Origin of the sequence: Corynebacterium sp. UMB2355A (genome assembly GCF_033877495.1) — a bacterium.
Taxonomy (GTDB): Bacteria; Actinomycetota; Actinomycetes; order Mycobacteriales; family Mycobacteriaceae; genus Corynebacterium; species Corynebacterium pseudogenitalium.
Genome location: NZ_CP138855.1, coordinates 1,574,961 through 1,590,272 on the forward strand (window position 1 = coordinate 1,574,961; position 15,312 = coordinate 1,590,272).

Consider the following 15,312-nt stretch of genomic DNA (forward strand, 5'->3'; position numbering starts at 1 on the left):
TTCTACCTTAGCCGGAGCGCCACCAAATGTACCGCCGCCCCCGCCAGCGGGCCCGCGAACAAGGCCGTGACCACGACGGAGTGGACGTCGACACCCACGAGCCGCGGCATCACCCCCAGCACCGCGAACGCCACCGCCGTCGCCGTCAACCACCCCGCGACGTACCAGCCGTGCCGCTCCAGCGACAGCACCGCCACCCCCGTAATAATCAGCGCGCCCATAAACGCCGACGCGAACGTGAGCACCCCAAGCGTCAACCCATCGACGTAAAACTCCGGGTCAAACGCCAGTTTTAGAATCCAGGGGCCCACCGCCCACGCCGCGGCGAAGCCCACCACGCCCAAGCCGAGCACGGCAGCGACCGGCTGCACCAACGCCGCAAACAACGCTTCTCGACGCTCCACAAACCTCACCACCAACGCCGACTGGAACCGCTGCAACGGCACCAACACCGGCGCCCGCGTCAAAATCACTGCGTTCATAATCGCCGCCACCGACGCCTGCGGGAACGCCGCGTTCACCGCCGTCGGGAAGCCCGTGATCAGCGCCGCCGACGCCCCCGACGCCACCATCGCCGTCAACACCCGGCGCACGAACACCCCACGATGCACATCCAGCGGTACCCGCAAATGCTCCCGACGCAACACCACCAGCCAGCTCAACGCGCCGACCACCGTAATCACCAAAAACGCAGGCAGGCCCCACCCCAGCGCCCACGCCAGAAGCGCCAACACCAGCCGCACACCCGAATCCAGTGCCACCAACGCCGCGTAGCGCTCCCACAACTGCGCCCCCGACAACACCCCGCCCAGCACCGCCTGGAACACGTACATCACCAGGCCAACCTGCAGCAGGGCAGTGGCCGTCAGCGTGCTCCCGGGGACAACGGTGCCAAGAAACAGCGCGCCCGCCACCGCCGCCACAACGACCACCACCAGCGCCGTCCACGCCCCCAACCGCCACGGATTCGCCGAACCCCGCCGACCGTCCTCGCGCGCCGCCGCGACGGCACGCGTGGTCTCGTGGGTGAGGCCGTCGATAAGCCCGGTGGACGCGAAAAACAACCCCCAGTACGCAGCGAAGTAGCGGTAGGCCGAGTCGGCGTCGAGTGCCTTCGACGCCACCCACAACACCACAAAGCCGCTGACCGCCGCGAACAGCGTGGCAAAAGAAAGGTGCTTCACCTGGCGTTACATCGCCTTACATTCCGAACGACGGCGCGATCGTCGTAAACCACGCCTTGTGCAGATCCTCGCGCCAGTACGGCCACGAGTGCGTCCCCGCATTCCTGAACTCATACTGCGCCGGAATATTCAGGCCTTCCAGCTTCGCGCGCAAATCATGCGAACACTTATTAATCGCAGCCTCAATCACGCCGCCCTCAACCTGCAGAATCGCCGAACCGACACTCGCCGCAGGCTGCGGAAGCCCCTGGCCAACCAAGTAACTCACCTGATCCTGGCGGCCCGCCAGGCCCGTGCCCGTCGAAATGTACAAGCGGGTCCCGCGCAGCTTCTCCGCATTCACAAGCGCATCGTTGTAGCGGTTATTCGGGCTGCCCATCGGGCCCCACATCATCTCCGGCGTCACCGTGCGGTAATCCAACGTTCCCGACGCCCGGTTCACCGTAATCCGGCCAAACTGGTACGCCTCAGGCGTCGACGTCGCCGCACACCCCGAGAAGGACGCCGCAGACTTATAGAACCCGGGGTAGTGTGTCGGCAACACTAGGGACGTGGTTCCCGACATGGAGAATCCCACAATCGAACGACGGTTCTTATCCGCCCCCAGCAGGCCCTCAATCGGGCCCGGCAACTCCTTGACCAGGAACGTCTCCCACTTCTGTGGGCCGTTAATGTAGCGCGAGCGCACATTGTCACTCACCCAGTCCGTGTAGTACGAAAACGCGCCCTCCTGCGGAATCACAACATTGACGCCCTTGCCTGCGAAGAACTCGCGAGCATCACTCATGCTCAACCAGTCCTGGTGCTGCTCCGCACCACCAGCGCCGTTGAGCAGGTAGATCGTCGGCGCGTTCTGTACGCGCTGCCCCGCAGTATTCGTTGCAGGCAACACCGCCACCGGGATATCCCGGCGCATCGACGGCGAATACACCAAGAAGCTCAACACCTGCTTATGGTCAACCTTCTCGACCCACTTCTGCGGCTTCCCGTCCGTCTTCGCCAACGGTGGATTCGCAATTGCGTTCCAGGGCTTCACCGTACCCACGGGCTGGGCCGATGCTGCTGGCGTAACTGCTGGGACCGCCTGGAGTGCCGACAAAGGAATGGCTACAGCCATCGCTGTAGCCACAACCGAACGAGTGATGCGCTTCAACATGGAAGCCATCCTACTTTACAGATGTGGCAATTGGGGCTTCTGGTGTCACTTTGTTCGGCGTTTCGTGCAAGAATGTGGGAAGTATTTCGTTCTTACAGAATTTCTCTTTGAAAGAAGGTAGTTGCAATGAACCCGATCGAGTCCATGCAGGTCGCCATCAATAACGTCCTCGGTGAGCTGATCCACTTCGGCTCCTCGACGTCTTCCACCATCGCATACGGCATGGGCCTGTTCTAGGGGCTTGGCCCGCTTGAACCCGTCGCGCCACCTTTTGTTGGGTGGTGCGGCGGGTTTTGTGGTTCGTGCAGGGCGCTGCGCACCAAATTCCTTAATTTTTGGGGGGCAGGTTTGTGTTTCCCCAGGTCGCCGAGTGGGCGTGAGGGAATTTGGTGTCTTGTGGAAACGCTGGAGTGCCAAAGGGCGCAACCTTATTTAGGCTAGACATTCAAACCTGCAGGTGAGAAAAGCGCTAGATGTTAAGGGTTGCGTCCTTTGGCACTGGTCGACCAGGGGGCGCGCCAAATTCCTAGTGTGGGAAGGAATTTGGTGTCTGGGGTGGGGGCTACAGCCCAAGCGCCGGCTTGATGGTCTGCTTCCAGGACAGCTCCAAGTCTTCCTTCCAGATGCGCCATGAGTGGGTGCCGGTGGCGCGCAGGTTGGCGTTGTATGGGATGTCGTTGGCCTTGAGCTTGACCAGCAGGTCGTGGGTGCAGGCGTTCATGGCGGCTTCGATCACGCCGCCCTCGACGATGAGGGTTTGGGCGTTCGCGGAGGCCTGGACGAAGTCCATGTCGCGGGTCTTGCGGAGGAAGCCGACGGTGTCACTTTCGGCGAAAAGGCCCGTTGCGCTGGAGATGTACAGCTTGGTGCCCTTGAGCTTCTCGGCGTTGACGAGGGCGTCGTTGTGTCGGTTGTACTCGCTGCCGGCGCGGCCCCACATCTCCTCGGGCTTGGCGCCGCCGCGGTTGACGGTGAGGTTGACCCAGCCGTTCGGGATGCCGGTCGAGGTTGCCGCGCAGCCAGAGAAGGAGCCGACGGCGGCGTATTTGCCCGGGTTGTGCTCGGCGAGGAGGAGTGCAGAGGTTGCGGACATGGAGAACCCGACGACGGCGCGTTTGTCGTTGTTGGTGCCGAGGTAGGGCTCGATGGCGTCAGGAAGCTCGGAGCCCAAGAATGTGGACCACAGCTGTTTGCCCTGCAGGTAGCGGGAGTTCGGCTCGTAGAGCCAGTCGATGTAGTAGGAGAACGCACCCGCCATCGGGATGACGACGTTGACCGGCTCGTCTTCGAAGACCTTCTTCACCACGGTGCCGGCCTGCGCGATCCAGTCAGTATCCTGCTCGGAGCCACCGGCGCCGTTGAGGAGGTAGATGGTCGGTGCGTTTGGTACGCCCGCGCGGATCACACCGACTGGGATGTCGCGCTCCATAGCGGGGGAGTAGACGCTGAGCTTCTCGGAGCCCTTGATGCCGTCGATGTTGGTGAACCAGTACTGATCGCCGCCGCTGGGTTTTTGCGGTGCGGTTTCCAGCTTCTTTACGCGCGCGATGGCATCGTTTGTGGTTTCGGCACCCTCGGCTGTGGGGATGTCGGCGTCGTCAAGCGTGGGTTCGGTGCTGTCTTCCTCTACGACTTCGACGACCGTCGTTTCCTCAACCTTGGTTGTGGTCGTGGTGGTCTTCGAGGAAGAGGTCGTCGTCGCCTCACTTATCGACGTCTCCTCTACGCTCTGGGCGGCAGAGATAGTCGTTGCCTGTTCGGATGGTGCAACGGCATACCAGCCTCCTGCAGCGATCGCCACGGCGGCGGCTCCGGCGATAGCTGGACGCGCAATATTCACGGGGTGCTCCTCAACTTTTTGTAGGTGGTGAAGGGGGTCCTTCAAGCATTCTATTAAAGTGTCCGATATTGAAGCGAAAACGTTACAAGCAACGTATTCTATGGGGCGTGACTAAAGAGCATTATGACGTTGTTGTCCTCGGCGCTGGCCCTGGTGGCTATGTCGCCGCCATCCGAGCAGCGCAGCTGGGCCTGAAGGTTGCGGTCATTGAGAAGCAGTACTGGGGAGGTGTGTGCCTCAACGTTGGGTGTATCCCCTCGAAGTCGTTGATTAAGAACGCGGAGATCGCCCACATCTTCAACCATGAAGCGAAGACGTTCGGCATCAAGGGTGATGTCGAGTTTGATTACGAAGACGCCCACAAGCGCTCCCGCAAGGTCTCCGAGAAGATCGTCGGTGGCGTGCATTACTTGATGAAGAAGAACAAGATCCAGGAGATCCACGGTCTTGGCTCCTTCACCGATTCCAACACGATTGAGATCACCGAAGGCGATGACAAGGGCAAGACCGTCACCTTCGACAACTGCATCATCGCGACCGGCTCCGTCGTGCGCACTCTGCCAGGCATCGAGCTGAGCAAAAACGTTGTCTCCTTCGAGGAGCAGATCCTCAACGAGGACGCACCGAAGTCCATGGTCATCGTGGGTGCGGGCGCTATCGGCATGGAGTTTGCGTACGTGCTGTCCAACTATGGCGTGGACGTCACCGTTATCGAGTACATGGATCGCGTCCTGCCGAACGAGGACAAGGACGTGTCCAAGGAGATCGCGAAGGCGTACAAGAAGCTCGGCGTCAAGCTCATGACCGGCCACGCAACCACCGCGGTGCGCGACAACGGCGACTCGGTCGAGGTGGACGTCAAGAAGAATGGCACCGATGAGACCGAGACGCTTACCGTTGACCGTGTCATGATCTCCGTCGGCTTCGCCCCGCGCGTTGAGGGCTACGGCCTGGACAAGGCTGGTGTCAAGCTCACCGAGCGTGGGGCCATCGCTATCGATGACCGCATGCGCACCAACGTAGACGGCATTTACGCCATCGGCGACGTCACCGCGAAGCTGCAGCTCGCGCACGTTGCCGAGGCGCAGGGCATCATCGCCGCCGAGACCATCGCGGGTGCCGAAACCCTCGAAATCGAGGACTACATGATGACGCCGCGCGCCACCTTCTGCAACCCTCAGGTCGCCTCCATGGGTTACACCGAGGAGCAGGCGAAGGAGAAGTGGCCAGACCGCGAAATCAAGGTTGCGACCTTCCCGTTCTCCGCGAACGGCAAGGCAGTCGGCCTGGCTGAGACCGCGGGCTTCGGCAAGATCGTCGCCGACGCCGAATACGGCGAGATCCTCGGCGCACACCTGGTTGGCGCCAACGTTGCCGAGCTGCTGCCGGAGGTCGTCCTCGCCCAGCGCTTCGACCTCACCGCTGGCGAAATCGCCCGCTCTATCCACATTCACCCAACCCTGTCTGAGGTGCTGAAGGAAGCGGCCCACGGCATCGAAGGCCACATGATCAACCTGTAGCCTTTTTCTTCTCGACGCCCGGTCCCGCCTGTTGGTGGGACCGGGTTTTGCGCTGTGTGGGTGGGGTTCTCGCTCAGTTGTCCTGCCTTCGCGCCTTCTTACATTGCTCCGGTCGAGGAGTTAAAGGAGTGCGATGCTGGTCGCCTCTTTTGGCCAACCCCGTCCGATTTTTACCGACCTGCATCGCACGCTTCTAAGCGCACGCTTCGAACGTTTTGGGGCGCGCTGACGGGGTAGTAAAAGGACCGCTCACCCTCCCATTTCCCGATGTTTGAAGCAGACTCTTGACTACCGACCTTTGGGGGTAGTTCGAAGATTTTATAGACGTTACGCGCAGGTCGTGAGTAACATCACAAATTAGGTTTACCTTGGTTTGTTCTCATACTGAATATGTGCAGGGTGTCGCCATGCTTAAAATTTCGAAAATTTGCCAAGCGCGTCCGGGCGGTGAATTTTGGGTGAAAATCAGGCGAAAGAAACATGCTCTGACTAGGCAATAGTGAAGAATGGTGCCTAAAGTGGTTGTGACACTGGAGGTGCCATGACTGTACAAAAAACAGACCGTGAAGCAATTCGTCACGGAAAAATTACTGAGAAGCCGCTACGAGAGCGGCCAGGGTTCCCAACATGGGCAGTAAAGCTCGAGATGGCCATCACTGGCCTCATCTTCTCGCTCTTCCTTCTTGTTCACATGGTGGGCAACCTGAAGATTTTCATGCCGCTTAAGGCTGATGGCGGCGCACACATTGATGACTACGGCGAGTGGTTCCGCACGTTTGGTGAGCCACTGTTCCCGCGCGGGGGATTCCTGTGGATTCTCCGTATCGTCCTGCTGACCTGCCTGATCCTGCACGTGTATGGTGCGTTCACTCTGAAGAAGCGTTCCGCCGAGTCGCGCGGTACGTTCAAGCGCACGAACCTGATGGGAGGCTGGCAGTCCACCGCTACGCGTTGGATGCTGGTGACCGGCGTCATCCTGCTGCTGTTCATCATCTTCCACATCCTGGATCTGACCGCGGGCACGGTTGTTGCTTCTGAGCAGTTCGTTCATGGCAATGTTCGTGACAACCTGATTGCAACCTTCGCTCCTGAGCGTTGGTACGTGACCCTGTTCTACCTGGTTGCCATGCTGGCGCTGCTGCTGCACCTGACGCACGGTGTGTACTTGGCAGTTTCTGACCTTGGATGGCTCGGCGAGCGTGGGCGCGGCGTAATGGTCGTGTTGGGGTACGTACTGCCGTTCATCGTTGTTCTTGGAAACGTCATCATGCCACTGGCCATCATGGCTGGTCTTATCCCGGGGTACACCCGCTAACGGCTGATTAGGAGAAACTTTAATGACTACCTCTTTGAACCAGACGCAGGACGAGGTGTTCCGCCAGCCGGAGTCCTCGGCTCCTGGCGTCACCATTGGCCGCATTCTTGATAATGCAATGCCGGACCGCCACAAGGTCCGGATGAAGGACATGTGGGAGTACCAGAAGGACCACATGCAGCTGGTGTCCCCACTGAACCGTCGCAAGTTCAAGGTGCTCGTTGTGGGCACGGGCTTGGCTGCCGGTGCTTCTGCCGCCGCATTGGGCGAGCTGGGCTACCAGGTACAGGTCTTCACGTACCATGACGCTCCTCGTCGTGCACACTCCATTGCAGCGCAGGGTGGCGTCAACGCTGCTCGCGGCAAGAAGGTTGATAACGACGGCGCGTACCGCCACGTGAAGGACACTGTCAAGGGTGGCGACTACCGCTGCCGTGAGGCTGACTGCTGGCGCCTGGCCGTCGAGTCGGTCCGCGTGATTGACCACATGAACGCGATTGGTGCTCCGTTCGCGCGTGAGTACGGTGGCTCCCTGGCTACCCGTTCCTTCGGTGGTGTGCAGGTCTCCCGTACCTACTACACCCGTGGCCAAACGGGCCAGCAGCTGCAGCTGTCCACCGCTTCGGCGCTGCAGCGTCAGATCCACTTGGGCAACGTTGAGATCTTCACGCACAACGACCTGATCGATCTGATCATTACTGAGGAAGACGGCAAGAAGCGTTGCCGCGGTATTGTTACCCGCAACCTGATTGACGGCTCCCTGACCCCGTTCACCGGCCATGCTGTTGTGCTGGGTACCGGTGGTTACGGCAACGTGTACCACAAGACCACGTTGGCGAAGAACTCGAACTCCTCCGCGATGATGCGTGCGCACGAGCTTGGTGCGTACCTGGCGTCGCCGGCGTTCATTCAGTTCCACCCGACCGGCCTGCCGCTGAACGCGAGCTGGCAGTCGAAGACGACGCTGATGTCCGAGTCCCTGCGTAACGACGGCCGCATCTGGACCCCGAAGGAAAAGGGCGACGACCGCGACCCGAACACCATTCCAGAGGACGAGCGCGACTACTTCCTGGAGCGTCGCTACCCGGCGTTCGGTAACCTCGTGCCACGTGACGTTGCGTCCCGCGCGATTTCCCAGCAGCTCAACGCTGGCTTTGGCGTTGGCCCGCTGCACAACTCGGCGTACCTGGACTTCAAGGATTCCATCGAGCGCCTTGGTGAGGACACTATCCGCGAGCGTTACGGCAACCTCTTCGAGATGTACGAAGACTCCACCGGCGAGAACCCATACAAGGCCCCGATGCGTATTGCGCCGACGGTGCACTTCTCCATGGGTGGCCTGTGGACCGACTTCAACGAGATGACGTCTATCGACGGCCTCTTCGCAGCAGGCGAGTGCTCCTGGACCTACCACGGTGCGAACCGCCTGGGCGCGAACTCGCTGCTGTCCGCATCGGTCGACGGCTGGTTCACCATTCCGTTCACGGTGCCGAACTACCTGGCAGACCACCTGAACGAGCCGGTGTACGGCGAGGACGCTCCGGCATCCGTCGAAGCCGTTGAGCGTGCGCAGAAGCGTATTGACAGCCTGATGAACATCAAGGGCTCCGACCCACACGGTCCGGAGTACTACCACATCAAGCTGGGCGAGATCCTCTACCTGCACTGTGGCGTGGCACGTACCGCGGACAGCCTGCGTGAGGGCATCGACAAGATCCGCGCACTGCGCGATGACTTCTGGGCGAACCTCCACATCCCAGGCCGTGCTGACGAGATGAACCAGGTGCTCGAGGCTGCGCTTCGTCTGGTTGACTACATCAACCTCGGCGAGCTGATGTGCATTGACGCACTTGACCGCGACGAGTCCTGTGGCGCTCACTACCGCATGGACCACCTCACCGAAGACGGCGAGGCCCGCCGTGACGACGAGAACTGGTGCTTCGTCTCCGCATGGGAGACCGTGGGCAACGACCAGTTCGTGCGTCACGCCGAGCCACTGTACTTCGATTCGATCCCACTGATGACGAGGAACTACAAGTAATGAAACTGACACTTGAGATCTGGCGTCAGGCCGGACCCGATACTGAAGGCCACTTCGAAACCGTCGAGGTGCCGGACGCAGTTGAGCAGATGTCTATCCTGGAGCTGCTTGACCACGTCAACAATCAATTTGTTGAGGAAGGCAAGGAGCCTTTCACCTACGCTTCTGACTGCCGCGAGGGCATCTGCGGTACCTGTGGTTTGACCATCAACGGTCGCCCACACGGTGCGGACCAGAACGTCCCTGCATGTCTGCAGCGCCTGGTGAACTACAACGACGGCGACACCCTCAAGATCGAGCCGTTCCGTTCCGCTGTGTTCCCGGTCATCAAGGACCTCGTGGTTGACCGCTCCGCGCTCGACCGCGTGATGCAGCAGGGCGGCTACGTCTCCGTCTTCCCGGGCACCGCCCCAGACGCAGACACCCTGTCCGTCAACCACCACGATTCCGAGCTTGCACTCGACTACGCAGCCTGCATCGGCTGTGGTGCTTGTGTGGCTGCGTGCCCGAATGGCGCCGCGCACCTGTTCACTGGTGCTAAGCTGAAGCACTTGAAGCTGCTGCCACTGGGCAAGCTGGAGCGTAGCCGTCGTGCACGCAAGATGATCGACGAGTTGGAAACCAACTTCGGTCCTTGCTCCCTGTACGGCGAGTGCGCAGACGTCTGCCCTGCAGGCATCCCGCTGGACGCGGTCGGCGCGATTAACGCCGAGCGTGCCCGCGCGGCTGTCCGTGGCGGCGACGACTAAACAGAGAATAAAACGAGGAAGGAAACAACGATGGCGTCCCAACATGCTGTAGCTGATATCCGCAGTGAATCGTTCCCTGAGTACGAGGGCAAGATTCAGGACCTGTACGTCGAAGGCTACGACCCGGTGTCGTACTCCGCGCCGCACTCTTCGCTGCTGCGCTACTCCACGTGGGTAGCGATGGGCCTGATCTTGGCGTCACTGTTCGGTATGGGGCTTGCCATCTGGGGCGCAACTGTTGGCACGTACGGGTATGGTGCGTCTGCTGAGGTCAGCAGCCAGCTCATCCTGTACGGCCTCGTAGAGGCGGTTGTGACGTTAGTGCTCGGCGCGTTCCTTATCGTGAAGGGTCGCGCGGCCTACCGTCAGTACCGCGAGCAAACCGGTCGCGTCAACTAGCGGCTACCTCCAGGTCTCCCCGTCACCACGCTCAATATGGTGGCGGGGAGATTTTTGCTTTAATCAAGTGCATGGCTACACACGCGTTAATGGAGCTCACCGAGGCGGACGAACAGCGCCGCAGGACACTGCGGAAGTACAAGATCGGGGTGACGGCCCTGCTTGGGCTGATGGCCGTGATCTTCCTGACGTGTTCGTGGTGGCAGTCGCAGGGTACCGCGCCGTTGTGGGTGGGGTACGTGCGCGCGGCGGCGGAGGCCGGGATGGTCGGCGGGCTGGCGGATTGGTTCGCGGTCGCGGCGATCTTTAAGCACCCGATGGGGCTGCCTATCCCGCACACGGCCTTGGTGCCGAACAAGAAGGACCAGGTGGCTGACGCGCTGAGTGACTTCGTGAGTGAGAACTTCCTCAACGCGGAGACCATCACCGAGAAGGTGATGGCGGCGGGCATCCCGGAGCGTGCCGGAAGGTGGTTGTCGCTTGAGAAGAACGCGAAGCGGGTGTCGGAGGAGGTCGGCAAGTTTACGGTCAAGGCCGTTGAGGCGGTCGACCCTGCGGAGGCTGAGGAGTTTCTCAACTCACAGGTCATTGACCGGTTCGCGGAACCGATCTGGGGCCCGCCGATCGGGCGCGCGCTGGAGGGGTTCATCGCGGACGGCAAGATCGAGCCGGTGGTCGACGACATCGTCGCCTGGGGCAACGAGCGCCTCGCCGGCATGGAGGACGCCATCGTCCGCACCATCGATGAGCGCATGCCCGCTTGGGCGCCGAAATTCGCCAAGGACCTGGTTGGTGCGAAAGTTTATAACGAGCTTGTGGCGTTCATGGCGGACGTCGATAAGGACAAGGACCACGAGGCTCGCCGAGCTATTCGACGCCAAATCAACCAATTCGCGCAGGACCTGCAGTTCGACGGCGCCATGATTACGCGCGTGGAGGAGCTGAAGGCGGATGTGATGGCATCGAATGCGGTGCAGAACGCGGCCGCTGGGCTGTGGGGGCAGGTGTCGGCGGCGATTATTGAGTCGGCGTCGGATCCGGAGAGTTTGGTGCGTCGAAAGATAGCCCTGACGGTGCACGAGTGGGGCGAGAAGCTAGTCAACGAGCCGGCGACGCGTGAGGCGGCCGAGCGTAACCTGCAGAAGTGGACGCACTTCGCTGCGGAGAACGGCGCGGGGCAGATCGTCGGGATCATTTCGGAGACGATTCAGAAGTGGGACGGGCAGGAAGCCGCCGACAAGATCGAGCTGATGGTGGGCAAGGACCTGCAGTACATCCGCGTGAACGGCACGATCGTGGGTGCATTGGCCGGACTTATTATATACGCTGTGTCACAGTTGCTGTTTTTCTAAAAGGAGAATGATGATGTCTGAGAACAATTCTGGTCTGCGCGATATTGCGGATGCGTTGCTGGTTGCTGGGCAGTCGGTCGGAGAGGCCGTCGGCAAGCTGGGCGGCGATGTGACTGAGCAGCTGAAGCAGGCTGTGGACAACGCTCGTAGCACGTTTGACGGTGCGGGCGATGACAAGGAGCTGAAGGACGCAGTGTCTTCCTTTGCGAGCGACGCCGAGTCCATCGTGCGCAACATCGGTGATTCCGCGGAGGCCGGCGAGGCTAAGGATGCGTTCAAGCTGGTCGCTGAGGAGATCCGCGATGCGTTCGGCAACATTGACGCTGATGACGCGAAGCAGCGCATCGAGTCCGTGGTTACGCGTGTGCAGGAGCGCGTCGCTGACCTGGGCGGCAAGAAGTAATGTCCCTCACTGCTGAGCAGCTGATCATGTCGCTGCCCGTGATGGCGAACGCGCTGCTGTTTTGGGTGCTGGCCATCGCGGGCATTGTGGCGGCGGTGATGGCGGCGTCGACGCGCCCGGACGCGTTTGAGGCGGCGGGGCGTCAGTCGAAGGGCACGTGGGTGGCCATTCTGGCCGGTTCCGCGTTTGCCTGCATGCTGTCGTTGCCGTTCGTGGCGTGGATTGGCGCGGTCGCTATCGGTGTGTACTACTTCGATGTGCGGCCGCAGATCAACAACATTTTGCGGGGGAATTACGGCTGGTAAGCAGGCCTACTGCTGGTAGGCCTGAAGTTCGGCGAAGTCCACGTTGTGGCCCTGCATGGTAACGCGGAGGCCGCCGGGGACGACGTCGAAGCCGGTGATGCGCATCGTCTGGTCGGTGTACTCGGCCACGCCGTTGGTGAGTGCCTCGGTAATCGCGGAGGAGATCTCATCCGGCAGCGTGTTGCCGAACAGCGAGGTGTCGACGGCCTGGACGGAGAACCCTCCGGCGTTGTCAATTTCGGGACGAAGCGAAACCGCAGCGGCGCCACCGCTGAACTCGACGGTGAATGTGCCGTCCTCGGGGGAGGTGGTCACCTCGGACACGTTGATGAGCGCGGAGAGGAAATCGCTGCCGATGTTCTGCTGCAGCTGCGTGTTCAGCATCGCACGCACGAACTCGCTCGGAACCTCAGTGGTGGCGGTCAGGGTGTCCGCGACGGACTTGCCGCTGGCGTCAACCTTGATGGAGTCCATCTCCACAGTGGAGGCTGGCTGGCCGGTGGTCTCATCGCCGTTGACCACCAGCGTGGATGGCGTGGTCACCGTGACGTGCGGGATGGTGCCGCGCAGCATACCCAGCGTCAGGGGGGAAGCGCCGAAGGAAACCTCGGTGCCCTCCGGGGCTTGGTCACGCATCTGGCTGCCGATGTAGGCGCGTGAGCCGGCCTCGGCGGCGATGAACAGGACCAGGATGGCGGCGAGGATGCCGATCAGGACTTTCCAGACGGTTTTCATGCGCACTAGTGTAGCGACTCACCTTTGGGCGCCACAGCCGCCCAGTCGACGGTGACGGTGTTGTCGCTGAGCCGACGGCGCACCGGAGTGATTGGCCAGTCGCGGGCAAGGGCCTCGCGGGCGTGGCGCCACCGCACCCGGGGGCCGTGCGGCTCCCAGCCGGCGGCGTGTTCCCAGGCGGAGTCGGCGTCGCGAAGAAAGTCGTGGATGGGCTCACCGGGGACGTTGCGGTGGATGAGCGCCTTCGGCAGGCGTTCGGCGAGGTCGCTGGGCGTCGAAATGTCGAATGGGTCCCAGGACAGGGTGAGGGTTTGGGGGCCGGTGGCGTCGAGAAGTACCCAGGTGCTGCGGCGGCCGAGCTCGTCGCAGGTGCCCTCGATGAAGAGACCGCCGGGGGCGAGTTTGGAGGTGACGGTGCGCCACACATCGGGGACTTCCGCGACGTCGTACTGGCGCAGCACGTTGAACGCGCGCACAAGGTGCGGCTGGTAGCCGGCGAGCTCGAAGCCGCCGAGCTCGAAGCGGACGCCGTCGCGCGGCGGGAGTACCCGCTCGGGGTTGATCTCCAGGCCCACGACCTCGACGTTGGGGTTGATGCGCCGCAGCCAGCCCGCCCACTCGCAGGTGGTGGTGTGGGAGGCGCCGTAGCCGACGTCGAGCGCTAGTGGGGTTCCTTCGCGCAAAAGCGAAATGACCCGCGCGTTGTGGCGGGTCCATCGATCGCAGCGCCGCAGCCGGTTGATGCCGGTCGTGCCCCGGGTGATCACCCCGTAGGGCTGCCCGCGGCCCGCCTGCGAGCGCAGATTGTGGTGGTGCTTAGAGATTGTTGGTGATCCATTCCTCGGTGAGCTTCGCCTCGTTCTCGACGATCTCCTCGAGCGCCTCAGCAACCTTCGGCTCCAGCGCAGCGCCCATGAACGGGATGTCTACCTTTGCCTCGTTGTCGTAGGCCAGGGAGGTGGTGTCGCCGTTGTCGGTCAGCGTGATCTCGCCGCCGAAGTCGACCGGGGTGCCCTTGACGTCACCGGTGAAGGTGATCGGGTCCGTGCCGGTGTTGACGGTGCGCTTCAGCTTCAGGTCCTGCGAAATCATGGCCTGCGCTGCCTCAGGCAGGATGGACTTCGGCAGGATCTCGAAGAGGACGGCAGTGGAGCCGTCGAACTCGTGGAGCTCGCCCGGTTCGGGGAGAGCTTCTCCGCGATGAACGCCCAGTAATCCTTGCTTGCAAAGGCGTCGCGCACCTTCTGGGCAGGATGGTTGATGGTTACGGTGATTTCACTACGTGCAGTCATAGTGAACAGACTACCGTTGATGGGGTGTCTGATACATCTTTTGCCTCAATGACAACTCTGCGCGTCGGCGGCACCCCCGCTGATGTGATCCGCTGCGACACCGCAGAGGACCTCGCTGCGACGGTCGCGCGCCTCGACGCCGCAGGCGCGCCGCTGCTCGTCGTGGGCGGCGGCTCCAACTTGGTGGTCGCCGACGGCCCGCAGGCAGTCACTGCTGTGCTCGTGCGCAACGCCGGCATCGAACTTATCGACGCCACCACCCTCCGCGTCGGCGCCGGCACCGTGTGGGACGACGTGGTTGCCTACGCCGTGGAGCACGGCTTGGCGGGCATTGAGGCCCTGTCCGGCATCCCGGGCTCCGCTGGGGCCACCCCGGTGCAGAACGTGGGGGCCTACGGCGCCGAGATTGCTGACGTGCTGCACCGCGTCCGCCTGTGGAACCGAGAGACCGGCGTGGACGAGTGGGTCACCCCGGAGTCGTTGGAGCTGGCGTACCGCTACTCCAACCTGAAGTTCACCCACCGTGCTGTGGTCCTCGAGATTCGAGCTGAAGCTGACCGAGTCGGACCTGTCGGCGCCGCTGCGCCACCTCGGCGGAAAGCGGGTCCCACTCGCGGAGGCACGCGCATCCGTCCTGGAGACGCGCCGGTCAAAGGGCATGGTGCTCGACCCGGCCGACCACGACACCTGGTCCGCGGGCTCCTTCTTCACCAACCCGGTGGTGGACGCCTCGGTGGCGGACGCAATCGGTATTGAGGGGATGCCGCGCTACCCACAGGAGGACGGCCGCGTGAAGCTCTCCGCCGCCTGGCTCATCGAGCGCGCCGGGTTCCCACGCGGTTACCCCGGCGAGCACGCCCCGGCCCGCCTGTCCACCAAGCACACCCTGGCGCTGACGAACCGGGGCAACGCCAAGGCCGACGACATCGTGGCTCTGGCCCGCGACGTGCAAGCCGGTGTGGAGCGCGCCTTCGGCGTTCGGCTGGTGCCGGAGCCGGTGTGGGTCGGGATGTCGATCTAG

At 62.1% G+C, this 15,312-nt stretch carries 13 protein-coding genes and 2 pseudogenes; 9 read left to right on the forward strand and 6 right to left on the reverse strand.

The window, feature by feature from the left end:
- Positions 1-2: 2 nt before the first annotated feature.
- The 3 genes from R0V12_RS07295 to R0V12_RS07305 all read right to left on the reverse strand — a co-directional run bounded on the left by R0V12_RS07295 (position 3) and on the right by R0V12_RS07305 (position 4,180).
- On the reverse strand, positions 3-1,184 hold the full coding sequence (locus R0V12_RS07295; RefSeq protein WP_320072398.1) for a hypothetical protein: 1,182 nt from the start codon (positions 1,182-1,184) through the stop codon (positions 3-5).
- A 16-nt stretch (positions 1,185-1,200) separates the two neighbouring features.
- Positions 1,201-2,340 carry an alpha/beta hydrolase gene (locus R0V12_RS07300; protein ID WP_320072399.1) on the reverse strand — a complete coding sequence of 380 codons (1,140 nt, stop codon included), beginning with the start codon at positions 2,338-2,340 and terminating at the stop codon, positions 1,201-1,203.
- Positions 2,341-2,902: 562 nt separating this feature from the next.
- A complete protein-coding gene (locus R0V12_RS07305) occupies positions 2,903-4,180 on the reverse strand; it encodes an alpha/beta hydrolase (RefSeq protein WP_320072400.1) in 1,278 nt (425 codons plus the stop codon).
- Between the two features lie 107 nt (positions 4,181-4,287).
- Here R0V12_RS07305 and lpdA point away from each other — a divergent pair, with 107 nt between their 5' ends.
- From lpdA to R0V12_RS07345, 8 genes are all read left to right on the forward strand, one after another.
- The gene (gene lpdA, locus R0V12_RS07310) at positions 4,288-5,700 is read left to right on the forward strand and encodes a dihydrolipoyl dehydrogenase (RefSeq protein WP_256007632.1); all 1,413 of its coding nucleotides are present in this window, start codon (positions 4,288-4,290) and stop codon (positions 5,698-5,700) included.
- Positions 5,701-6,241: 541 nt separating this feature from the next.
- Entirely contained in the window at positions 6,242-7,015 is a 774-nt protein-coding gene (locus R0V12_RS07315; protein ID WP_070363223.1) for a succinate dehydrogenase cytochrome b subunit, read from the forward strand.
- A gap of 22 nt (positions 7,016-7,037) precedes the next feature.
- Positions 7,038-9,056 carry a fumarate reductase/succinate dehydrogenase flavoprotein subunit gene (locus tag R0V12_RS07320; RefSeq protein ID WP_320072401.1) on the forward strand — a complete coding sequence of 673 codons (2,019 nt, stop codon included), beginning with the start codon at positions 7,038-7,040 and terminating at the stop codon, positions 9,054-9,056.
- Positions 9,056-9,805: a succinate dehydrogenase/fumarate reductase iron-sulfur subunit gene (locus R0V12_RS07325; RefSeq protein WP_320072402.1), complete on the forward strand. Its 750-nt coding sequence runs from the start codon at positions 9,056-9,058 to the stop codon at positions 9,803-9,805. Before R0V12_RS07320 ends, R0V12_RS07325 begins: the two co-directional genes overlap by 1 nt.
- A 30-nt stretch (positions 9,806-9,835) precedes the next feature.
- A complete protein-coding gene (locus R0V12_RS07330; protein ID WP_070363220.1) occupies positions 9,836-10,204 on the forward strand; it encodes a hypothetical protein in 369 nt (122 codons plus the stop codon).
- Between the two features lie 71 nt (positions 10,205-10,275).
- On the forward strand, positions 10,276-11,556 hold the full coding sequence (locus R0V12_RS07335) for a DUF445 domain-containing protein (protein ID WP_320072403.1): 1,281 nt from the start codon (positions 10,276-10,278) through the stop codon (positions 11,554-11,556).
- A gap of 13 nt (positions 11,557-11,569) precedes the next feature.
- Complete coding sequence (locus R0V12_RS07340; RefSeq protein ID WP_311475592.1) at positions 11,570-11,959, forward strand: CGLAU_01105 family protein; 390 nt, start codon at positions 11,570-11,572, stop codon at positions 11,957-11,959.
- A complete protein-coding gene (locus tag R0V12_RS07345; RefSeq protein WP_256472911.1) occupies positions 11,959-12,264 on the forward strand; it encodes a DUF2516 family protein in 306 nt (101 codons plus the stop codon). Before R0V12_RS07340 ends, R0V12_RS07345 begins: the two co-directional genes overlap by 1 nt.
- Positions 12,265-12,270: 6 nt before the next feature.
- Here R0V12_RS07345 and R0V12_RS07350 read toward each other — a convergent pair whose 3' ends face one another.
- From R0V12_RS07350 to R0V12_RS07360, 3 genes and pseudogenes are all read right to left on the reverse strand, one after another.
- Positions 12,271-12,999 (reverse strand): LmeA family phospholipid-binding protein, encoded by a 729-nt coding sequence (locus tag R0V12_RS07350; protein ID WP_256000710.1) that lies wholly within the window; start codon positions 12,997-12,999, stop codon positions 12,271-12,273.
- Positions 13,000-13,004: 5 nt separating this feature from the next.
- The gene (locus tag R0V12_RS07355; RefSeq protein WP_320073018.1) at positions 13,005-13,823 is read right to left on the reverse strand and encodes a class I SAM-dependent methyltransferase; all 819 of its coding nucleotides are present in this window, start codon (positions 13,821-13,823) and stop codon (positions 13,005-13,007) included.
- Positions 13,816-14,291, reverse strand: a pseudogene (locus R0V12_RS07360) (DUF2505 domain-containing protein). The gene R0V12_RS07355 and the pseudogene R0V12_RS07360 overlap by 8 nt, the downstream one beginning before the upstream one ends.
- A gap of 48 nt (positions 14,292-14,339) precedes the next feature.
- Here R0V12_RS07360 and R0V12_RS07365 point away from each other — a divergent pair.
- Positions 14,340-15,312: pseudogene (locus R0V12_RS07365) on the forward strand (UDP-N-acetylmuramate dehydrogenase).